21 protein-coding genes are annotated in these 20,841 nt (G+C 31.7%); 8 read left to right on the top strand and 13 right to left on the bottom strand.

The features are described from left to right. Positions 1–79 precede the first annotated feature (79 nt). Genes ACNC7R_RS21650 through ACNC7R_RS21635 form a run of 4 tightly spaced genes read left to right on the top strand, consistent with a single transcriptional unit; the run spans position 80 to position 4,532 of the window. A complete protein-coding gene (locus tag ACNC7R_RS21650; RefSeq protein ID WP_417943075.1) occupies positions 80–1,096 on the top strand; it encodes a sugar phosphate nucleotidyltransferase in 1,017 nt (338 codons plus the stop codon). 31 nt (positions 1,097–1,127) lie between these two features. After that, the gene (locus ACNC7R_RS21645; RefSeq protein WP_417943074.1) at positions 1,128–2,477 is read left to right on the top strand and encodes a tetratricopeptide repeat protein; all 1,350 of its coding nucleotides are present in this window, start codon (positions 1,128–1,130) and stop codon (positions 2,475–2,477) included. A gap of 2 nt (positions 2,478–2,479) precedes the next feature. Next, the gene (locus ACNC7R_RS21640) at positions 2,480–3,256 is read left to right on the top strand and encodes a DUF4292 domain-containing protein (RefSeq protein WP_417943073.1); all 777 of its coding nucleotides are present in this window, start codon (positions 2,480–2,482) and stop codon (positions 3,254–3,256) included. Between the two features lie 22 nt (positions 3,257–3,278). Continuing rightward, positions 3,279–4,532 carry a murein hydrolase activator EnvC family protein gene (locus ACNC7R_RS21635; protein ID WP_417943072.1) on the top strand — a complete coding sequence of 418 codons (1,254 nt, stop codon included), beginning with the start codon at positions 3,279–3,281 and terminating at the stop codon, positions 4,530–4,532. A gap of 77 nt (positions 4,533–4,609) precedes the next feature. On the opposite strand, the gene ACNC7R_RS21630 is transcribed toward ACNC7R_RS21635, so the two are convergent. The 3 genes from ACNC7R_RS21630 to ACNC7R_RS21620 are packed head-to-tail and all read right to left on the bottom strand — an operon-like array spanning position 4,610 to position 7,960. Next, positions 4,610–5,554: a transglutaminase family protein gene (locus tag ACNC7R_RS21630; RefSeq protein WP_110307777.1), complete on the bottom strand. Its 945-nt coding sequence runs from the start codon at positions 5,552–5,554 to the stop codon at positions 4,610–4,612. Positions 5,555–5,558: 4 nt separating this feature from the next. Further along, positions 5,559–6,500, bottom strand: a complete 942-nt coding sequence (locus ACNC7R_RS21625; RefSeq protein ID WP_417943071.1) for an alpha-E domain-containing protein — start codon at positions 6,498–6,500, stop codon at positions 5,559–5,561. A gap of 23 nt (positions 6,501–6,523) precedes the next feature. Next, positions 6,524–7,960: a circularly permuted type 2 ATP-grasp protein gene (locus tag ACNC7R_RS21620; protein ID WP_417943070.1), complete on the bottom strand. Its 1,437-nt coding sequence runs from the start codon at positions 7,958–7,960 to the stop codon at positions 6,524–6,526. 356 nt (positions 7,961–8,316) lie between these two features. On the opposite strand from ACNC7R_RS21620, the gene rbfA reads away from it, so the two are divergent. Further along, on the top strand, positions 8,317–8,709 hold the full coding sequence (rbfA, locus tag ACNC7R_RS21615; protein ID WP_417943069.1) for a 30S ribosome-binding factor RbfA: 393 nt from the start codon (positions 8,317–8,319) through the stop codon (positions 8,707–8,709). A 1-nt stretch (position 8,710) separates the two neighbouring features. Next, positions 8,711–9,910, top strand: coding sequence for an ABC transporter permease (locus ACNC7R_RS21610; protein WP_417943068.1), 1,200 nt, complete (start codon positions 8,711–8,713; stop codon positions 9,908–9,910). A gap of 7 nt (positions 9,911–9,917) precedes the next feature. Here ACNC7R_RS21610 and ACNC7R_RS21605 read toward each other — a convergent pair whose 3' ends face one another. The 10 genes from ACNC7R_RS21605 to ACNC7R_RS21560 form a co-directional block, all read right to left on the bottom strand. Beyond that, on the bottom strand, positions 9,918–11,444 hold the full coding sequence (locus tag ACNC7R_RS21605) for a transglutaminase domain-containing protein (protein WP_417943067.1): 1,527 nt from the start codon (positions 11,442–11,444) through the stop codon (positions 9,918–9,920). 74 nt (positions 11,445–11,518) lie between these two features. After that, on the bottom strand, positions 11,519–12,004 hold the full coding sequence (locus ACNC7R_RS21600) for a hypothetical protein (RefSeq protein WP_278011690.1): 486 nt from the start codon (positions 12,002–12,004) through the stop codon (positions 11,519–11,521). A 120-nt stretch (positions 12,005–12,124) separates the two neighbouring features. Further along, positions 12,125–12,826, bottom strand: a complete 702-nt coding sequence (locus ACNC7R_RS21595; RefSeq protein WP_417943066.1) for a hypothetical protein — start codon at positions 12,824–12,826, stop codon at positions 12,125–12,127. A 9-nt stretch (positions 12,827–12,835) separates the two neighbouring features. After that, a complete protein-coding gene (locus ACNC7R_RS21590) occupies positions 12,836–13,258 on the bottom strand; it encodes a hypothetical protein (RefSeq protein WP_180909553.1) in 423 nt (140 codons plus the stop codon). A gap of 295 nt (positions 13,259–13,553) precedes the next feature. Beyond that, complete coding sequence (locus ACNC7R_RS21585; RefSeq protein ID WP_180909552.1) at positions 13,554–13,988, bottom strand: hypothetical protein; 435 nt, start codon at positions 13,986–13,988, stop codon at positions 13,554–13,556. Next, a complete protein-coding gene (locus tag ACNC7R_RS21580) occupies positions 13,989–14,369 on the bottom strand; it encodes a hypothetical protein (protein ID WP_417943065.1) in 381 nt (126 codons plus the stop codon). After that, positions 14,335–14,823, bottom strand: coding sequence for a hypothetical protein (locus ACNC7R_RS21575; RefSeq protein WP_417943064.1), 489 nt, complete (start codon positions 14,821–14,823; stop codon positions 14,335–14,337). The genes ACNC7R_RS21580 and ACNC7R_RS21575 overlap by 35 nt, the downstream gene beginning before the upstream one ends. A gap of 80 nt (positions 14,824–14,903) precedes the next feature. Beyond that, complete coding sequence (locus tag ACNC7R_RS21570; protein ID WP_417943063.1) at positions 14,904–15,557, bottom strand: hypothetical protein; 654 nt, start codon at positions 15,555–15,557, stop codon at positions 14,904–14,906. A gap of 7 nt (positions 15,558–15,564) precedes the next feature. Beyond that, positions 15,565–17,040, bottom strand: coding sequence for a hypothetical protein (locus ACNC7R_RS21565; RefSeq protein ID WP_417943062.1), 1,476 nt, complete (start codon positions 17,038–17,040; stop codon positions 15,565–15,567). Positions 17,041–17,056: 16 nt separating this feature from the next. Then, positions 17,057–18,796: an O-antigen ligase family protein gene (locus ACNC7R_RS21560; RefSeq protein ID WP_417943061.1), complete on the bottom strand. Its 1,740-nt coding sequence runs from the start codon at positions 18,794–18,796 to the stop codon at positions 17,057–17,059. 113 nt (positions 18,797–18,909) lie between these two features. Between ACNC7R_RS21560 and ACNC7R_RS21555 the strand changes: the two genes are divergently transcribed. Both ACNC7R_RS21555 and ACNC7R_RS21550 read left to right on the top strand, forming a co-directional pair. Continuing rightward, positions 18,910–19,227, top strand: coding sequence for a helix-turn-helix domain-containing protein (locus tag ACNC7R_RS21555; protein WP_417943060.1), 318 nt, complete (start codon positions 18,910–18,912; stop codon positions 19,225–19,227). A 158-nt stretch (positions 19,228–19,385) separates the two neighbouring features. Next, positions 19,386–20,813, top strand: coding sequence for an MATE family efflux transporter (locus ACNC7R_RS21550; RefSeq protein WP_417943059.1), 1,428 nt, complete (start codon positions 19,386–19,388; stop codon positions 20,811–20,813). Positions 20,814–20,841: the final 28 nt, after the last annotated feature.

Genomic DNA, 20,841 nt, shown 5'->3' with positions numbered 1-20,841 from the left:
ACTTTGCAGCTTTACCTTTAAAATTTTCAACCAAACCAAGGAGATTTTTTAAGTCTCACCATAAAAATAAACACAAAAAATGAAAATAATCGTTCCAATGGCAGGTCGCGGATCGAGATTACGACCTCATACTTTAACTGTTCCAAAACCATTAATTCCTGTGGCAGGAAAATCAATTGTTCATCGTCTGGTTGAAGATATTGCCAAAATATTAAAACAACCCATTGAAGAAGTTGCCTTTATTTTAGGAGACGAAGCTTTTTTTGGTGATGATGTTGTGTCAAGTTTACAGGATTTAGCCAAAGGACTAGGGGCAAAAGCATCTATTTATCGTCAGGATTTACCATTAGGAACCGGTCATGCGATTATGTGTGCAAAGGATTCCTTATCAGGACCGGCTGTAATTGCTTATGCAGATACTTTAATCAGAGCAGATTTTGAACTGGATCCGGCTGCTGATTCCGTAATCTGGGTCAAACAAGTGGATCAGCCGGAAGCATTTGGTGTAGTAAAATTAAACGACAATAATGAAATTATAGAATTGGTAGAAAAGCCAAAAGAATTTGTTAGTGATTTGGCGGTTATCGGAATTTACTATTTCAAAGAAGTTGGCGATCTGAAAAAAGAACTTCAGGGCGTTTTGGATAATAATATTCAAAATGGCGGTGAATATCAGATCAACGATGGTATTAAAGCCATGATGGCAAACGGAAAAATTTTCAAAACAGGAAGCGTTGATGAATGGATGGATTGTGGTAATAAAGATGTGACGGTTGAAACAAATACCAGAATGCTTGGTTTTCTGCATAATGATGGGGAGCGTTTAGTCGATTATAATGTGACTTTAGAAAATTCAACTATTATTCCACCTTGTTACATTGGACAAAATGTAGTATTAAAAAATGCAACTGTGGGTCCAAATGTTTCGTTAGGAAAAGGATGTCATGTTACGGATAGCTCCATAAAAAACAGTTTGGTACAAACCTATTCCCAAATAAAAAATGCTGATTTGGATAATGCAATGATCGGAAATCATGTGAGTTATGATGGAAAATTTAAAAGTATCAGTATTGGTGATTATTCCGTTTTTGAATAAAATAGTAATTTAAAATAAAATTATGTAAATGATGAAAAAGAGAGTGTTAGTAATTTTATTTTTCGTTTTGCTTGGCAATTCTACTATGGTTATGGCGCAAACAGAACCTGAAGATATTGCTATGGCTACAGACGAATATGAGGACTCTTTTTATGAATCATTAAAACAGAAAGGAATTGAAAATTATGATAAGGCAATTATGTCTTTAGAAAAATGCATTAAGCTCAAACCAAATGATGCCGTTGCTTATTTTGAATTGGGTAAAAATTATTTAAAATTAAAAGATTATCAGAATGCTCAAAATGCATTTGAGAAAGCGATTCAGATTGACCCAAAGAACAAATGGTACTGGTTAGGTGTTTATGATGTAAGTTTCGAAACCAAAAATTATACTCTGGCAATTGAAACAATTCAGAAAATTATTCCGTTTGATGAAGAATATAAAGATGATCTGATTTCATTATATATGATTACCAACGAGTTTGAAAAAGCACTTTTGGCAATCAATGAGATGAATGACAAATATGGAAAATCGGAAGACAGAGAAAGATATAAACAACAGATTTTATCTCAGGGTAAATTTCAAAATACCGAAATAGATAATTTAATTAGTCAGATCAAACAACATCCTAAAGAAGAATCTAATTATGTTAACCTGATTTTATTATATTCTAAAACAGCAGAAACCGATAAAGCTTTGGATGTTTCAAAGCAGCTGGCCAGGGAAATTCCGAACTCAGAGTGGGCGCAGGTGAGTTTGTTTAAAGGATATTTAGATCAAAACCAGGCAGAAAAGGCGATAAAAGCAATGAATTTTATTTTATCGAGTCCAAAAATAGATTCTAAAATTAAGCACAGAACACTTAATGAATTTTTAATTTATGTGAATAAAAATCCGCAATATGCATCTGATTTAGAGATAGCGATTGGCTATTTTGACAACGATCCAAATGTAGATGTTGCTAAAGAAATTGGAAAATTTTATCACAGTAAAAACCAATTCGAGAACGCGATTAAATATTATGAAAAACATTTAAGTGCCAATTCAGATAAAGATCGTGATACAAATTTGCTTTTGCTTGAAGCGTATTTTCAGGCAAGGCAATTTGAGCCAATGACCCAAAGGGCGATGATGTTGATTGAAGTTTATCCAAGCCAGCCGCAATTTTATTATTATGCAGGATTAGGAAGTAATCAGTTAAAGCAATTTAAGAATGCAAAAACCGTTTTAGAAATGGGACTTGATTATGTAGTTGAGGACAAAAAGATGGAAGCAAATTTTAATATTCAGTTAGGCGAGGCATATAATGGATTGGGAGATGTTAAGAAAAAAGAGGAATACTTTTTGAAAGCAAATGAGTTATTAAAACAAAAAAAGTAAAGATGAAAAAATATATAGCAATACTATTCCTGACAGTTTTTATGATTTCCTGTAAATCAAAAGCGGTTGCGGTACAAAACAGTAATACGGAAACACCGATAAAAAAGGATAATAAAGCGGTAGAAAAACATTATGAAAATAAATTAGATTTCTCCACATTATACATAAAAGCGAGTGCGAAATATGTGGATGAAAAACAAAGTCAGAATGTTACAGCCGAAATTAAAATTGAAAAAGATAAGCAGATTTTAGTAAGTGTCCGTTTTCTTGGGATCACAATGGCAAAAGCTTTGATTACTCCAACTACAGTAAGTTATTACGAAAAAATAAACAGTACGTATTATGAAGGTGATTTTACAAGTTTAAGCAAATGGCTGGGAACCGAACTGGATTACAGTAAAGTTCAGAATTTATTAGTGGGGGAAACTCTGGATGACTTAAGAAAAGGAAAATATGTACAGACGATTGTAGAAAACCTAATTCGTTTAGAAGATGAAAAAAGCACAAATCTGAAAAAGACTTTCTTTTTGGAGCCTGAAAAATATTTGCTTCAAAAAGAACAAATTTCGCAATCTTCAGAAAATAGAATGTTAGAAATTAAATATTCTGATAACAAGGTTTTTAATCAGGGAACACTTCCAACCAGTATTGAAATTAATGCAATCCAGCCTAAAGGAAAGACCGATATTAATTTAAATTATAATACAATCTCGTTTAATGAAGAACTTTCTTTTCCATATAGTGTACCAAGTGGTTATAAAAAGGTTATAATTAACTAAATTTGCAAAAAGAACATTAAAAATGCCAAAATTTTTCCTAAGCCTAATTTTTATATGCACCACAGCTTTTGTGTGGGCACAGGACTCGCAACAAGAAAAACTGGAGCAGCGAAAAGCGCAGATTCAGCAGGAAATTCGTGATAATGAAAAAATGCTGCAGTCAGTTCGAAAAAAGGAGAAGTCTGCTGTAAATGAGTATCTGATTCAGGCTAATAAAATAAAACTGAAGGAGAAATTAATTAATACAACTTCTAAGCAGGAAAGACTTTTAGGAAATGATATGTACATAAATCAGCTAAAAGTTAATAAACTAAAAAGGGAATTAGCTGTGCTAAAAGAAGATTATGCTAAGATGATTTTGAAATCATATAAAAGCCGATCTGAGCAAAGCCGTGCTATGTTTATTTTGTCTTCGGATAGTTTTTTACAGGCCTATAAAAGAGCACAATATTTAAAGCAGTATACCAATTTTAGAAAAAATCAAGGTTTAGAAATTCAGTCTAAAACAGCAGAATTAGTCGAATATAATGCTAAACTTGACAGTCAGCGACAAACAAAGAAAAAAATTATTGCAGAAAATCAAAAGGAAAAGCAAAGTCTGGAAATTGAAAAGAAAGAACAGCAAAAGCTGGTAAATTCGATTAAAAAAGATAAAAATAAAATTATTGCTGATACCAAAAGCAAACAACAGGAATCGAAAAGAATTGACAGACAAATCGATCGTTTGATTCGCGAAGCAATTGCTGAAGCAAACAGAAAAGCTGCGTTAGAAAGAGCAAAGGAAAACCCGGGTTCAACTACATCAAAAGCTCCTGTTTCGTCATCAAAAATTGCATTGACACCTGAAGGTAAAATTCTGGCTGCTGATTTTAAGGCAAACCGAGGAAAATTACCATGGCCTGTAGAAAAAGGATTTATTTCGTTAGGATATGGAGATCAGCCGCACCCTCTTTATCCCTCTTTAACGGTTCATAATTCAGGAGTCGAAATTACAACTGAAGCCGGAGCTACTGCACGTGCCGTATTTGAAGGTGAAGTTTCAAGTATCATGGTATTATCGCCAATTAACAGGGCAGTTATGATTCAGCACGGAGATTACTTTACAGTTTATCAAAACCTGAGTCAGGTTTTTGTAAATAAAGGGGATAAGGTAAGTATTAAACAAAGTATTGGTAAAGTAAGAACCAGTGGTGATACGGGTAAAACGGTAATCAAGTTTTTGATTCTTCAAAACACATCAAATAACAATCCTGAAGGGTGGTTACAAAACAGATAAAAATAAAAGGAGCTCAATTGAAGCTCCTTTTTTTGTATTTACATTGCCATTCAATTTGAAGCTTGAAATCACAATTGTTATTGTTGTTGTTGCAATTGATCCATATAGTTTAATTGCTCTTCAACTTTTGAGGAAACTTCCTGTAGCTTTACATCATTTATTTCTTCAAATTGTCTTCCGTCTTCATAGCCTATAGATACACAAACAGAGAGCGTTTGTCTTGCAAGTCCTTTAAAAGTGCCTTTTACAGGTGTACAATCACCAAAATTCCGGCCTGTTGAAAGACGCACATGATTGTCCATTGTCCAGATATTATTGGTTGGGTCTAAGCCTAACCACCCCTGAGTTGGAGTATAAACTTCTACCCATGCATGGGTAGCACCTTCGCCTCTAAGGCCACTTTCATTGGGGCAAATATAACCGCTCACATATCGGGAAGGAATACCTGCTGTACGTAAAAGATGTAGCAGAATATGGGCAAAATCCTGACAAACCCCTTTTTTAAGCATTAAAATTTCATCAACTGTTGTTTCAATATTGGTAATTCCTTTCGTGTACGTAAAGTTTTCAAAAACATAGGCATTGCATTGTTGCGCAATTTCAATTATAGATTTATTTTCGGGGTCTATTTTTTCTAATATGCTTTCAATTTCTGCCTGTTTTTCGATTTTATCAATGTAGCAGAGGCGCAATAATAAGATGCTTTTTTCTTTTTCTGCCTGGATATCTTTTACGGAAGTGGAATCTATTTGCGGAATTTTAAGCGAATGATTTACCCGAACCAGCATTCTGGATTCAATAGTCATTTCGGTATGACTTTCTAAAACATTAAAATTTCCAACACGGTTTCCATAATAATCCTGAGAAATATCAACATTTGGTGCATGTGTTATTAAAAGCTGGTATTGTAATACTTCCTGATTATCAAAATGATGCGGGAACAAACGGATTTCGTTTATACTTTCTTTTATGGGATAATTATATTGGTATTTAGTAATGTGAACTATTTTGAAAAGTGCCATATAGTTAGGTGTAAGAAAAGAATAATTTTGAAAAATCGGTTGAAAACTGAATTAACTGGTTTTTGGTATTTCGCAAAACTTCCTCGAGTTCCTGATTGGTTAAATGTTGATAATCTGTAAATTCAATATAACTTTTTAAACGGCCAAACTGGTTCATTAATGTTCGTGCTTCGCTTAAATGAGTATTTTTAAATAAACAATCTAAGTAAGTATTAATGAAATCCAGGGTGTAGATAACAGAGTGCGCAAAATCCATATTAAAAATTACCTGATGCACCACTTTTCTGTTATGAGAAATATTACTGTAACTTTTTAGGTATAATTCATATCCGGAAAGGGACAGTAATAATCGTCGCCAATACATCAAATCTTCCTCGCCTTCAAGATTATAATGGATGGGAGCAAAGTAAGCCTGAGTCATTGATATGGTCTGCAGGCATCTTTCGATATGTTTGCCAATACTCGAAAAACACCAGCCTAAACCGCGCGGCATAGTAACCTGAAGGATTCCGTTGTAGAGCAGTAAGTCCTTATTGAGTTTTGTGATTACGCTTAAGGCATCAGAGGTTTCGAGTTTTTTTGGCAAATCAGGGGAGTTCATAAAATGATACATCGAATTAATGTGTTCCCACAATTCTTTGGTAATTTTATCCTGAGAGCCTCGGGCATTTTCTCTTGCTTTTATGACTAAGTTTTTTACAGAGTTGTCATTCTGGTTATCACAAATTATATATTTCAACACATGAGGAGTATCATATTGTATAGAATGAATTTTGGCTTGTGACAAGCTCGTATAATATTCCAGGAGAGGCTTATAGCCCTGGGAATCATTGATTTCTTTATCGAAGGATAAAATATAGGAAGTGTTTAAAGTAAGTAACATTCCGTCAGTTCTTTCCATGTATCGGTTGAGCCAAAACATTCCATCAGCAACTCTACTAAGCATATCTTTTATTTTGAATATTTATATTATTTAATAACCCAGGTGTCCTTGCTTCCGCCACCCTGAGATGAATTTACAACTAGAGAACCTTCTGTAAGGGCGACACGCGTTAGACCTCCAGGAACAATCTGAACTCCTTTAGGACCGCACAAGGCATATGGTCTTAAATCGACATGACGTAATTTAAGCTGTCCGTCAATCAGACACGGAACTGTGCTGAGCTGAATAATAGGCTGCGCTATAAAATTTCGCGGATTGCTGGTGATCGCAATTTTAGCTTCGTCCATTTCTTCCGGAGTTGCTTTGTTTCCCATGATCATTCCATAGCCGCCACTTTGGTTGGTTTCTTTTATAACCATACTTTCCATGTTGGCAAAAACATGTTCGCGTTCGTCTAAATTTTCCATACGATATGTCGGAACATTTTTCAAAATTGGTTCTTCGTTCATATAATATTTAATCATATCCGGAACATAAGCATAAATCGCTTTATCATCTGCGACTCCGTTTCCTACGGCATTAACCAACGCTACATTTCCCTGACGATAAGCACTAATTAAACCCGGAACACCAAGAGCACTGTCTGGTTTAAAAACCAAAGGATCCAGATATTCATCATCTAAACGTCTGTAAATGACATCAACCTGTTGTAAGCCCGAAGTGGTTTTCATGTACACTTTACTATTGTTAACTACTAAATCCCGGCCTTCAACAAGCGGAATTCCCATTTGGCGTGCCAGGTAACTATGTTCATAATAGGCAGAATTATAAACTCCGGGCGTTAGCAAAACGACATTTGGATTCGAAACATTTCGGGGTGAAAGTGAAACAAGAATACTGTGAAAAATCATCGGATAATTGCTTACCATACTCACATGATTTGACGAAAGCATATCCGGAAAAATACGTTTTGTAATTTCGCGGTTTTCCAGCATATAACTTACACCGCTTGGGCATCGTAAATTATCTTCAAGGACATAAAATTCTCCCTTTGCTCCCCTGATCAAATCGATTCCGGCAATGTGTACGTGGATATTATGGGGTACTTTTATACCCTGGACTTCCTGAATATAATGCGGGCATGAGGCAATTAATCCCGCTGGAATAATTCCATCTTTTATAATTTGCTGATCATTATAAATATCTTCCAAAAATAAGTTTAACGCCAATAAACGTTGTTTGATTCCTGATTCTATTTCTAGCCAGTCTTGTTGTGTGATGATTCTCGGAATAATATCAAACGGAAATATTCGTTCAATTCCATTCTCATCATCACTATAAACTGTAAAAGTAATTCCCTGATTCATGAATAAATCAGAAGCCTGTTTTTGTTTACTGGTCAAAGTTTTATGATTCAAACCTTGTAAAGTTTGAAAAACCTGACGGTAAGAATCCCGAATGCCTTTATTTGAAAACATTTCATCCCAACCGTTATGATTTAAATTAGGTGCTAATTTTGCCATGCTTTAATTATTAAATAAGTATAATTTTAATTGTTTTAATGAAAATTGTTTACTTTTTTAATCCAAAATACAACTTTTTTAGTCTTTTATTGCTGTTTTTAATAATAATTTTATAATTTATATCAGATTCTTTTTTTGAGGTTTTAATTTTGGAAATTTTCTTTTTTAAGGCTGTCTTTTTTTGAGATTTGATATTCGCTAAAAATATTTAGGATGATTTTTTAACTGAAAAAAAGATTTTTAACTTTAGTATCTAATGAATCAAATTTCATGGAAGAAGAATCAATCGTATAAAAATCATTTGAATGTTGAATATGAAATTATACGATTGAATTTAAAAATAGTATTTTTGCATTATGGAAACAAACAGACAGAAAAAAATAGGCGGTGTCATCCAAAAAGATTTGGTTGATATTTTGCAGGGTGAAGTGAGAAAAAACGGAATTAGTAATTTAGTAATTTCGGTATCCAAAGTAAGTGTTACAACAGATTTATCTGTGGCAACAGTATATTTGAGCATTTTTCCGCAGGAGAAAGCAAAAGAAACGCTAGAGGCCATAAAATCGAATACAACTTTAATAAAACATGATTTATCGCAACGTGTGCGTTTACAATTACGCCGTGTTCCTAATTTGGTCTTTTTTATTGATGATTCTTTAGATTATATCGAAAAAATTGACAATGCTCTAGCAGGCAAAGAGAACCCAATCGAAAACCGTGATCTTTTAGAAAAAAGAAGAAAATCCTAAGTTGAATTTCCCTCTCTACATAGCCAAACGTTATCTTTTTAGCATCAGTAAAAATAACGCTATCAATATCATCAATGCAATTGCCAGTCTCGGAATTATTGTTGGTACTATGGCTTTGTTTGTGGTTTTATCCGTTTTTAGCGGATTAAAAGTTTTCAGTCTTTCCTTTACCAATGAAATTGACCCTGATTTAAAATTGACCAGTACTTACGGTAAGTCATTTTTGATTACATCCGAAGATGAAAATCAAATCAGAAAAATAGAAGGAGTTGCTTCATACACCAAAATTATCGAAGAACGTGTTTTGTTTTTATTTAAAGACAAACAGCAGGTTACCTATTTAAAAGGGGTTGACAGCCTTTATCCGGTTGTAAACGATATCAAAAAAAAGCTTTTTAATGGGCAATGGCTAAAGCCTGACAGCTATCAGGTTGTAGTTGGATATGGAATTTCACAAGATTTTTCTATGGGGATTCTGGACTTCGAAAATCCGTTGCAGGTATTTGCGCCAAAACCAGGAAAAGGAGCAATCGAAAATCCAGAAGAGGCTTTCAATAAAACTGATGTCCTGCCTGTCGGAATTTATTCCATTAGTGAAGAACTCGATTCTAAATATATTTTTGCAGATTTAGGTCTGGCTCAGGAATTATTGATGTATAAGCCAAATCAGATTTCGGGGGTCGAATTGAAACTCAAACCAAATGCTGATGAGAAAGCGATACGTTCTCAGCTCCAGACCATTTTCAAAAATAAAATTACCATAAAAAACAGGGCACAACTTAATGAGTCTTTGTATAAAATGCTCAATACCGAAAATATTGTTGTTTATCTGATTTTTACGCTTGTCATCATTGTAGCACTTTTTAATTTGGTAGGGGCTTTAATTATGATGATTTTAGAAAAGAAAGGGAACTTAAAAACCCTTTTCAATTTAGGTACCGAAATTAATCATCTTCGAAAAATATTTTTGCTTCAGGGAACTTTGTTAAGCGTTTTTGCAGGTATAATCGGTCTTGTCCTGGGTATGATTTTAGTACTGCTACAGCAACAATATGAACTGATTATGATAACCCCAACTTTGGCTTATCCTGTTGTTTTCTCATTCGAAAATGTCCTTATCGTAATGGCAACTATTGTTATTCTTGGATTTGTAGCTTCCTTAATTGCCAGCAGCCGTGTAAGCAAAAAGTTGCTGGATTAATTATGTTCTAATACCAATCAACACTGCCATCATTTTTTAACATAAAGACTTTTTGTGTTTTAGTAGCATCATCTACAAGTAAATAAAGTGTATTCGTTTTCAGGCTTACTTCTGAAAAATTTTGCCATTCATCTTTTTTAACATCTTCTTCAACAACTTTACGACAAATTTTCTGCTGAGTATCAAAATCTAAGATCTCGGTATTATTTTTTGCTTTTTTCAATTCCTTATTTTGATATGAATTCAAAGAAATCTCTTTTTTTAATTCTGTTGAATTGCAATATTTAATTTCGCCAAATTTATTGACTATAAAAGGCTCATTTACTTGTTCAATTGTAGAAAAACGATACTTTGTGAGACAATATAAATTATCTTTAGAAACATTATTGAATCTAGCAATCAATTGATTTGGATCATAAAAATAAGCTATAGGTTTCCACCATCCTTTATGCCATATGCTTAAGTACAAAGGTTCCTGATATTTTTTTTCAAGAGGGATGGCGACATTTGTAGTTTCAAAATATTCTGTTGTTACATCCAGAAAATTGCTGTTAAAAAAATCAGGATAAATTGTAATTTCCTGATTTTGTATGGAATTATCAGTAACAATTGTAAATTGCTTACGAAGTACTTTCGGAGCATTTTTATAAGGTAAATTAAAAAAACCCGGACCATTATTAGACAAAGCATCAAAAGGATAGTTCTTGTCCGTCTTTATATCTTTTACAAAACACCATTCATGTCCAACATCATTAGATGCCCTTTTATATTTAATGCTATCAAAGCCACTTGGAATTCCGAGTGCCCGTAATGCTAAAACAACAAGATTGCACATGTCATTGCATTTACCTTCTTTGTCTTTTATCAATTCGGAATAAGACCTGACTTTCTTTTCCTTAAAATAACGTCTTTCTCCAAATTTAAAGCGTTTCTGGTATATTTTATCTACATAATTTGTGGCAGCCAAAACCGTTGAAAAGTTGTAAATCGAGTCTATTTGTTCTTTTGAAAAATCATTTAAAACAGAGTCTCTCCAGAATTCTAATTTTTCAGTATTAACTCTGTAAGGTAAAATATATTCATAAAAATCAGCATCAGATATACCTTTGCAAAAAGGACTTTTTTGTTTTACTTCAAATGCCCTGTCGATATTATTGATTAGAAATTGAGCACTAATATTTTTTACATCCGGTAAGAAATTTTCATATTCGTGAAGTTTTCCTCTGACGGATGTAACTGAATCTAACCATTTTTTCTCTTCGTTTTCATTTTTAAAATTCGAAATATTAAAGCCTACAGATATCCCATGACTGTCTACTAAGTCATTGATATAGGTTCCTTTATTCTTCATGTTTGAAATTAAGAAGTACGCTGATTTTAATTTTTCATCATCACCCTTTTTTTTAAAGTGTTTAATGACTTTTTCAAGCTCTTCTGAATTCTCTCCTGCTATGGAGAAACTTTTTGTTTGTGCAGTACAAGGTTCGAATGCTGAAATAAGAAGAACGACTAGAACTAAATTAGATATTTTCATAGTTTTTGCTATAAAATGACATAGACTGTTTAATTGTAAACAATCTATATTAAATACTATAATTTCTTTGAATTTTATTTTTTCCAATCGGTTTCTCCTGTAATCTTTTCAACAGAAGTTATTTGATTAGCATAATACAGGGCTTCATCAAAAAAGCCATCAGATTTTTTCATTCCTTTAAATATTACATTTATTTGTTGTTCATACTTATCAAAACCAGTTAATTTATTTTTTAGTTTTAAATATTCTGTTTCGTCAGTATAAACATTTACTATTTCACCAGAATTCATTTTTAATTTGAAATGAGGTTTTTTCAGTAATTTAGTTTGCAACAAAAATTTGTAGTGATTGGTTAATTTATTTTCTTCGTCTGATAATATTGTATTTGGGTTATCAATGTACTGATTGATTTGATTTAACTGTTCTTCTGACAATTCGTCAAATAGATTTTGAACATCAATTAACTTTATGTATAAACTCCCTTCGATAGTTTTATTTTGACTTATGGATCTATAGGAGAATGACGTTAATATTAGTAATGTTAAGAAAAATCGTTTCATAGTTTTTGATTTAAATTAGATAAAACTTTGAATTGAATTTGAGACGATAGTTATTGTTAATAGATAAAATTCTATAATTTTAAAAGTGCCAAACCTAAAATTTGGCACTCATTTTATTAATTATTTTAATTCATCAATTTTATATTTAATATCTCCAATTATATTAATAGAATCATTGTAAGAAGAATATTTTTGAAAGAACGCTCCAGCAATGGTTACTTCCTCTCCATCGGATTTATATGGTACATCCAAAAGGTTCACTTTATATAAATCAAAAATATAAGGCAGAAATTGTACATCTTTATATTTCTCAATAATAGATTGGTAAACTATACGAAAGAAAAATTCATATTTTCCAATTGGGGAAGTAATTATACTTTCGATAGCCCAAATTTTTCGATTACCAAAAATCGGATGAGAGATTTCCTTAGAATGGATATTTTCTAAAATTTCGATAGTAAAATAATTTCCTATTAAGCTTTTATAAAAATGTAATTCTGTTCTACTTTCTAAGGTTTTTTCTAAGGTAATACATCCTGAAAAATTAGGAACTAAACCTGCTGTTGTACCACGAATATCCTGAAAATTTAATTTTAATTTCAGTTCATTTATGAATCCTTCGTCCCATTCTTTCTTATAATAATCATCGTCTAGTATGTTTTTTTCAATAATTGCATTTAATTCTTTAATGCCAGAATAATCAAAATAATCTTTGTTTTCCCTTGTTATCCCTATGGGATAATACTTTTTTATACAATGGGAAACTTTAGGATATTCTGGCAAAAGATTATCGAAATCGATTTTTAGATTTTTTTCAAACATAATCATATATTATTGGCAATAAACAGCATTTGAATATGGAACACCATTACAGCCTCCTGTATTAATAGATACTCCTGAACCAAAACCTGAAACATAATTTAAATTATTAGTTAAAAATTCTTTTATAAGGCCCTTAAGAACTGTTGGAGTTGGATTAACAATTCCAGTAGTGTTATTTAAATAAGTCATTACTTCATTCATTGTACTAGTCCAGGCAGCATTAAACTTAGCTGAAGATTGTGCAATTGGGAAATTATATTTTGGAATGGTAACGCAAACTACTCCTAATTCTGCGATAACTCTATCGCCACTTGGGCTATTAGCAGTAAACCCTAAACCAGCTATGTTTACTACATATCCATTGCCAATAGTTTTGAATTTATATGTTCCACATAATTTGTTTTTGTTAATAAATGTGCAATTACCATCCACATCTTTACCATAATCCTCTGGATTCTGTTGAAGTTTTGATTGGATATATTTTATTATTATTATCTTTTTGTATAGAACAAGAAAATAATAAGGCAGATAAAAAGATATAAATTTTTTTATTCATGATATTAATAACAAGGTGTTGAAATTTGATATTGTGCTTAATAGGAAATCTATAATCTTTTTATGAATGATTAACGAATAAAAGCACCAAACCTAAGTTTGGACTTTCATCTTCTTTATATCTTAAGTATTATATTTAAAAAATTCTTCAAGTTTTATTTTATAATAATTTTTAATCAATAGAGTAAATCCACTCAACTTCATATTTAATAATTTTTTCTGAGGATACTTTTTCTATTATAAAAACTTTAGAGTTATAATGATTTAATGGAGCAGGAATTTTTAAGTTATTTTCTTTGGTTCTCTTTAAATGCTCCTTATATTCATCTTTAATTAATTGATCGATTGTTATTATTTTGATTTTTTTTAATGAAGAAAATGAGCAAGTATCTGTTTTGTGATAGTTTTTAATGTATTTAAATCTTTGATTTTTAATATTAAAAAAAATTATATTTCTATCTTGAATGATTTTATCGCCATTATTTAAAAATACATATCTAACTATTTTGGGATATTTATTCCCTTTTTTTTCGAGTGTATAATAGTCTTTGTTTTGTGAAAAAACAAAATTTGAAACCATTATCATTAATAAAAGTATTTTTCTCATTTAATTACAATTTGAAGTTCCATTGTGAAATATGTTTGTTAAATTTGATAATATTCTTTGTTGCTCAACAGTACTCAAATTATCCCATGCGACAGAGTTTACATTCCCTTCTAGTGTTCTCAAACCAGCCCAAGCTAAATCTTCGTAGACTTGTCTAGAAAAAGTACTATTATCAAATTCTTGGGCTATATCTGCAATAGTAGAACGATAATGCTGAGCCATTAAATCATGATTCCATGTTGGATGATATCTGTCATAATAATAATCATATAAGCCAGGAAAATTATTCCTTAAAGAGTTAACAAAATTAATGTTTTCTTGAGTTGTATGTTGGTTTGTATTTAAGTCACCTTTTTGCGCAGCAGAGTAAAATGTATTCATAAAAATCAGCATCGGTTATCCCTTTACAAAATGGACTTTTTTGTTTTACTTCAAATGCCCTGTCTATATTATTGATTAGGAATTGAGCACTAATATGTTTTAAATCAGGTATGAAATTTTCATACTCGTGAAGTTTTCCTTTGACATTTGTTACCGAATCCAACCATTTTTTTTCTTCATTTTCATTTTTAAAATTGGAAATATTAAAACCTACAGGAATTCCTTTATCATCTACTAAATCATTGATGTAGGTGCCTTTTTTATCCATGTTTGCAATTAAAAAATAGGCTGCTTTTAGTTTTTCATCATCATTTTGCTTCTTGTAATGTTTAATAACAGTTTCAATTTCCTGCGCATTATTTCCAGCCTTATTTAAAGAATTCTTTATCTGAGCAAAAGAATGATCGTAGCTTCTTACTATATAAAGAAGCAGAATTAAATGATGTAATTTCATATTCTAATATAAAGTGACATAGACTGTTTTTAATAAAAAACAATCTATGTCGAATAATATAATTTTGAATTTTATAAATTTTAATAGAAAACACCATCAAAATAATATCCGTTCTGTTCCCATTTGTTATTTACTTTTTTTACTAAAGCTGTAAAATGATTTATTCCACCATACCCAAATTGACTATTTCCAATATCGAAACTAATTAAAGCCTTATCAGTATCGATGATTAACGGTCTGGACAATTGTATTATTAATCTATAAGGAGGATTAGTATAGGAGCCGGAATTTATTATTTTTCTCAATTCTTCGGTTTTAAGTAATTTTACCTTTGTTTTTGTGAAGTCAGAAATTTTCCAATGATAAATGGGTTCATCTTTTAATTCTAGTTCCATTTTTTTTATTTGTAAACTGTCCAGAAAATAGATGCTTTCCATTTTACTGACTTTATTGTTTTTATTCATAGCTATTCTTTCATTATAGGAATAAGAATAACTTTCGACAGCTTTAATTTTTTTTAACGCTTCTTCTATAATGGTAATTTCAAAATCTTTATAGTTTATATACCGGTCTTTTTTTAATTCAGCAGCTAAAAAATCATTTACAATATCATTTTCGACTTTATTCAGGCTGGATTCTACTGGAATTTCGATTGGATCTATTTTAGTATTATTTTTTTGTGCAGAACAGGAAAATAATAGAGCACTTAAAAAGAGATAAATTTTTTTATTCATAATAGGATTAATTACAAGGTGTTGAAATTTGATATTGTGCTTGAGGAGTTCCTTCACCAATTGGGTGACCCGTTTGTTCAGCAGCATACCGGTTTATTATTCTTTGTCTGTCAGAGCTTCCAACAGGAAAAAGAGAGTCAAAAACCGGAGTTCCAATTAATCCCCCCCATGCCAAATCGGAATAAGTCTGGGAAGGAGTAGCCCCTTGGGAAACTGGTGTTCCAGTTTGATACTCTTGTAATGCTCTTGCAATTGCATCCGAATAATCTGTAGCCATTTGTTGATGATGAATATCAACGGGATTTATAGAAGAAGGTCTGTTTAATGTGACATAGTAATTAAATAAATAAGAAAAATCATTGTAGGCGTTTGAATTTGGAGGATTTGTATTGTAATAATCATCAAAAAGACTCATAAAATAGGCATGTACTAGTTCATGAAACATATTTGCAGCAATAAACAATTGAGTTTTATCTTCAAAATCAGTACTAATGTAAATAGTATAATTAAACTTTGAATCGCGAATAGTTTGTGCAGGTGTTCCGTTTGGAGTAGCCTGAGATTTAAAAGTGGTATTATATATTATATTAGTATCGCCCAGTTTTTTTAAGACTTCGGCTATATCACAAACAGTTGCATTTTTTACTGTATTTAAAATATTTTTTGGACAATCATCAAGCATTGTATCATTAATTGTTTCTTCAATTGTATCTGCAGCATCACCAGAGCCATCCCCACCTCCAGAACCGGGATCTTCTGGATTTGGATTAGGATTTGGATCATCAGGAATATCAAAACACTCATAGTTATAATAGGTTGTGCAAACCGTATATGAACCTCCACCGCCGCCGCCACAATCTGACCAGCCTTCGCCAGTACCTCCATCGCAGTCTCCTCCTCCGCCACCCACAGTTACGCATGATTCATATGGAGAAGTATAATAACATACAAGTCTTGATGTCATTGCATCTAATTTTTCCTTTGAAGCAGCTTTACGCATAACGCCGGGATTTCCGTTTTTCTTCCCTAATATTGTTCTGTCATACGCTTTAAAATAACCAACCCAAATATTAGAATCCCAAAATGGAAGTTTTATATTTTTGTTAAATACATCGCTGCGAACAGTCATATCATATTGTATTTTTCCTTTAGAGTCTCTGTATAAAGCAAAAAAACCAATTATGTTTTCTTTATCGATACTTAAAAAAGGCACCAAAATTCTTTTCTTATCTTCAATGACTAAAAATTCAGCATTCTTCCACAATACCTCATTTTTTAACAACCTTCTTTCTAGTTGTTCTCTCTTTTTACTATTTTTTAATTCTTGTATTACCCCTTTTAGAACTGTATTATCTCCATCATATACCCAGACTTTTTCAGCAATGTAGCTAGCATTGGCTTCTGGTGTTTCAATTTTCTCGCTGACACAAGATACGTTTAAAAATAGAAGTAATGCAATCGTATAAAAAAAATGTTTTTTCATAGTTTGTTGGTTAATGTTAGTAAATAGAATGGATTAAATATTTTTTTGCTTTTAGCTTTATAAGAAAAACTTTTTTGCTTTTAATTTTTACAGGCGTTTTTAAAATTTTATTAGCATAAAATCCGGCATTTTTTAGATCATTGTTTCTTATGTAGAATTCTAATAATTTTTCCTGCGGTTTAAACAAATGAGGCTGTATAAAATGTAATTTCAAAAGATTGTTTTCTGCACTTTTATAATTTTGCTTTTTTTCATAAAGATTTGCTGTTTTACTATAAAGTATAGGTAGATTATTTATTTTTTTTGCTTTTTCATATAAACATAAGGCGCTATCTATATCTGTATCTTCAAGAAAATTGCCATAACGCAATAAAAAATTACCATCATTATTTAATCGTTTTTCTGCATATTCATAAAGAGTTTTGCTGGAATCAGGACTAGTATATTCTAATTCGCTTGCACTCTTCGAGGCATGAAATCCTTTGTATTGAAAGTTAGTTAGGAGAATTAATAATGCGGCAATTAAACAAAATGCTGCTTTTTTGAAGTTTTCATTTAACTTAATTTGAAGATTTGAAGGATTGTAATTTCTTAAAGCAATTTGATTCAATAAAATTAATTTGAAGGGAAAAAATTGCAGAGGAAAAGAAAAGAAAGCAAAAACAACAAATGATAAATAAACAGAAAATGATGCTAAGGTAAAGTCATCTTTTTGATTACTGAGTAGTGACTGTTTAGATTTAAATATCCATATACCTGCAATAACAATTATAATAATTCCTAATAATCCGTTTTCAAGAATGAATTTTAAAAATTCGTTGAATGCCTGTGAACTTGCTCCGGCCAGTAGAATTTCTTTTGTAGTACCACCTTTAGAAAAATAATCAGCCTGCGAATTAATATATTCAACATTAAAAAAATTATAACCAACACCTGTTAATGGATTTTTTAGAAATGAAAGAAAGGAAATTTTCCAGATCAGTAATCGTCCATAAACAGAATCAGTTCCTTTACTGTAAAAAATGAATAAAAGAAGAGGTATTGAAGAAAACAAAAAGTATTTAAAATATCCCCATTTTTTGAAAGTAAAATAACTTATTATACTGACAATTGTGACAACTGCAGCTAACATTGCAGCTCTGGAAGCACTAAGTATAAGTACAAAAAACATTAAAAAAACGGCAAGTAAATAAAGTATTAATCTTAAAGGTTTTTTTAGAATGATTTTTTGTGATAATTGACAACATGCCAGTGATAAAATTATAGCGATGAAGCCACCTAATGGTCCCGGATTAGGAAAATTACCAGTTACTTGCCAATAATAATTTGTTCGTTCGATAATACCGTTGTACTGAAGTATACAATAAATGCTAAGCAGTACTCCGATAAAAGTAACATAATCATAATAGGTATTAATTTCCTCGTACTTTAAACGAATTTTCTTTAATGATATGTAATAAATAATGAGTGAAAACGTACTTATGACATGAATTTCATTTATTGACCCTAAGCGTAAACTTCTTGAAATTGCTGAATATAAAAGAATAACAATTACAGCAAAATCAGTTTTGCCAAGTTGTAATGGTTCTTTTGAGAAAGTAAACAAGGATCCTGAAAATAGTATTAAAAGAAATAGCTGATAATAAACATATTCACGACCAATCCAAAAATCAGAGTTATGATTTAAGACAAGACTTATAATAAGAATTATAGCTAATAATGTCGTTTTAAAGAAATTTTTATTTATAGCTACCATCTTATTGTTAAGAGTAATTTTTTTCTTTCAAAAAAAAGAATTAATTTCAGATCTTTAAATGTGATAATAACATTTATTATGTGATTAAAACATAATTGCTAAATAATTTAGAAATGCAGTTACACCAAAAAGTTAAGCTCATTAGGGAAATAAAAAAGCTTTCTCAGGATTATATTGCTCATGAATTGGATTTAAATCAGTCTCAATACACTAGGAGAGAAAAGGGAGAAATACCATTTATAACTAATGAGATAATAAAACTTTCGATACTATTAGAAACATCAATATCTGACTTATTTGATGAGAGAGTTACTGCTCTAAATAATACTATTTTAATTCATGAAAAACTTATACAACAATATGAATTACGGATTAAAGAAAAAGATGAACTTATTGAGATATTGAAAAGTCAAATAAATATTTCTTCCTAAAAATTACTTATATTTACCGCCTCAAAAATCTACAGTATATGATAGTTTCTGCCTAATCCTATATTTTATTTTTAGAATAATTTAGGATACTTACGCTTTTTACTTTTCAGTTCAGATTACTACATCTGAACCAATTTTATCATTTATCCTAAAATATCATGACAGAAACAACTATAAAGAAAAATCTATTTTCTAAAATTTTTATCACATTAAAACAAGCCCTGAAAGGCGACGAATCCTTTGATTACACATCCGGAAGCATCAAGAAAGCAGTAATTCTGCTGGCTATACCAATGGTTTTGGAAATGATGATGGAATCCGTTTTTGCTTTAGTAGATTTATATTTTGTCGGACATTTGGAAAACAGCAGTTTTGCGATTCAGACTGTTGGTTTAACCGAATCGGTATTGACGGTTATTTATTCGCTTGCCATCGGAATGAGTATGGCGGCGACAGCAGTTGTGGCAAGACGTATTGGAGAAAAAGATCCCATAGCAGCTGCAAAGGCCGGAATGCAGGCGATTATTATTGCTTTTGCAGTTAATAGCTTACTGAGTATTTTCGGAATTATGTATGCGAAAGATATTTTGATTTTAATGGGTTCCTCATTAGAATCAGCAGAGCACGGTTACCGATTTACGCAAATCATGATTGGTTCCAGTTTATGCATCATGCTTTTGTTCCTGATAAACGGAATTTTTCGCGGCGCCGGAAATGCAGCAATTGCCATGAAAAGTCTTTGGATTGCCAATATCTGTAACATTATTTTATGTCCAATTTTAATTAACGGTTTAGGACCGGTTCCCGCTTTTGGTTTGGTTGGTGCCGCATTAGCTACAACATGTGGGAGAAGTATTGGGGTTTTGTATCAAATCTATCATTTATTTTCAGGAAATGGAATTTTAAAAATCAAAATTTCATACTTCGTTCCGGATTTTACACAAATAAGAGCGTTAGTAAAAATTGCAGCTCCCGGAATTTTACAATTTGTAATTGCGTCCTGCAGCTGGATTTTTTTAGCTCAATTAGTAGCCACGACGGGAGGCGATCATGGTTCAGCAGGCTATCAGACAGCACTTAGAATTATGATGTTTTTTATCCTTCCTGCCTGGGGATTGAGTAATACTGCGGCAACTTTGGTGGGACAAAATCTTGGTGCCAAACAAATTGAGCGTGCCGAAAGATCAGTTTTTACGACTGCGAAATACAATGTGATTTTTATGGCCACTATTATGATTATTTCATTGTGTTTTGGCAAATACATTGTTTCTTTTTTTACAAACGACGAAATGGTTAGAACATTCGCTACTCAAGCTTTACAAATTATGAGTGCCGGATTTGTTTTCTACGGAATCGGAATGGTTTTGATTAATACGTTCAACGGGGCAGGAGATACCTGGACACCAACCGGAATCAATTTCTTCGGGTTTTGGTTGTTTCAAATTCCGCTTGCCTTTGTTTTGGCCAAGCATTTCAATATGGGACCAACGGGGGTTTTTATTGCCATTCCGGTTGCTGAAACTGCGATTACTTTAGCTGGAATCTTTTTCTATAAAAGAGGAAAGTGGAAACGGGTTCAGGTATAATAAAAATGAAAGACATTCAGTTACGGAG

It is taken from the genome of Flavobacterium adiutor (assembly GCF_048282555.1).
Lineage (GTDB): Bacteria > Bacteroidota > Bacteroidia > Flavobacteriales > Flavobacteriaceae > Flavobacterium.
This window is presented reverse-complemented; position numbering and strand designations above follow the sequence as displayed.

Coding starts and splice junctions, on each gene's coding strand:
- ACNC7R_RS21650 (WP_417943075.1), top strand. CDS start 80: ATGAAAATAATCGTTCCAATGGCAGGTCGCGGATCGAGATTACGACCT.
- ACNC7R_RS21645 (WP_417943074.1), top strand. CDS start 1,128: ATGAAAAAGAGAGTGTTAGTAATTTTATTTTTCGTTTTGCTTGGCAAT.
- ACNC7R_RS21640 (WP_417943073.1), top strand. CDS start 2,480: ATGAAAAAATATATAGCAATACTATTCCTGACAGTTTTTATGATTTCC.
- ACNC7R_RS21635 (WP_417943072.1), top strand. CDS start 3,279: ATGCCAAAATTTTTCCTAAGCCTAATTTTTATATGCACCACAGCTTTT.
- ACNC7R_RS21630 (WP_110307777.1), bottom strand. CDS start 5,554: ATGGCACTTTTCAAAATAGTTCACATTACTAAATACCAATATAATTAT.
- ACNC7R_RS21625 (WP_417943071.1), bottom strand. CDS start 6,500: ATGCTTAGTAGAGTTGCTGATGGAATGTTTTGGCTCAACCGATACATG.
- ACNC7R_RS21620 (WP_417943070.1), bottom strand. CDS start 7,960: ATGGCAAAATTAGCACCTAATTTAAATCATAACGGTTGGGATGAAATG.
- rbfA (WP_417943069.1), top strand. CDS start 8,317: ATGGAAACAAACAGACAGAAAAAAATAGGCGGTGTCATCCAAAAAGAT.
- ACNC7R_RS21605 (WP_417943067.1), bottom strand. CDS start 11,444: ATGAAAATATCTAATTTAGTTCTAGTCGTTCTTCTTATTTCAGCATTC.
- ACNC7R_RS21600 (WP_278011690.1), bottom strand. CDS start 12,004: ATGAAACGATTTTTCTTAACATTACTAATATTAACGTCATTCTCCTAT.
- ACNC7R_RS21595 (WP_417943066.1), bottom strand. CDS start 12,826: ATGTTTGAAAAAAATCTAAAAATCGATTTCGATAATCTTTTGCCAGAA.
- ACNC7R_RS21585 (WP_180909552.1), bottom strand. CDS start 13,988: ATGAGAAAAATACTTTTATTAATGATAATGGTTTCAAATTTTGTTTTT.
- ACNC7R_RS21580 (WP_417943065.1), bottom strand. CDS start 14,369: ATGAATACATTTTACTCTGCTGCGCAAAAAGGTGACTTAAATACAAAC.
- ACNC7R_RS21575 (WP_417943064.1), bottom strand. CDS start 14,823: ATGAAATTACATCATTTAATTCTGCTTCTTTATATAGTAAGAAGCTAC.
- ACNC7R_RS21570 (WP_417943063.1), bottom strand. CDS start 15,557: ATGAATAAAAAAATTTATCTCTTTTTAAGTGCTCTATTATTTTCCTGT.
- ACNC7R_RS21565 (WP_417943062.1), bottom strand. CDS start 17,040: ATGAAAAAACATTTTTTTTATACGATTGCATTACTTCTATTTTTAAAC.
- ACNC7R_RS21560 (WP_417943061.1), bottom strand. CDS start 18,796: ATGGTAGCTATAAATAAAAATTTCTTTAAAACGACATTATTAGCTATA.
- ACNC7R_RS21555 (WP_417943060.1), top strand. CDS start 18,910: ATGCAGTTACACCAAAAAGTTAAGCTCATTAGGGAAATAAAAAAGCTT.
- ACNC7R_RS21550 (WP_417943059.1), top strand. CDS start 19,386: ATGACAGAAACAACTATAAAGAAAAATCTATTTTCTAAAATTTTTATC.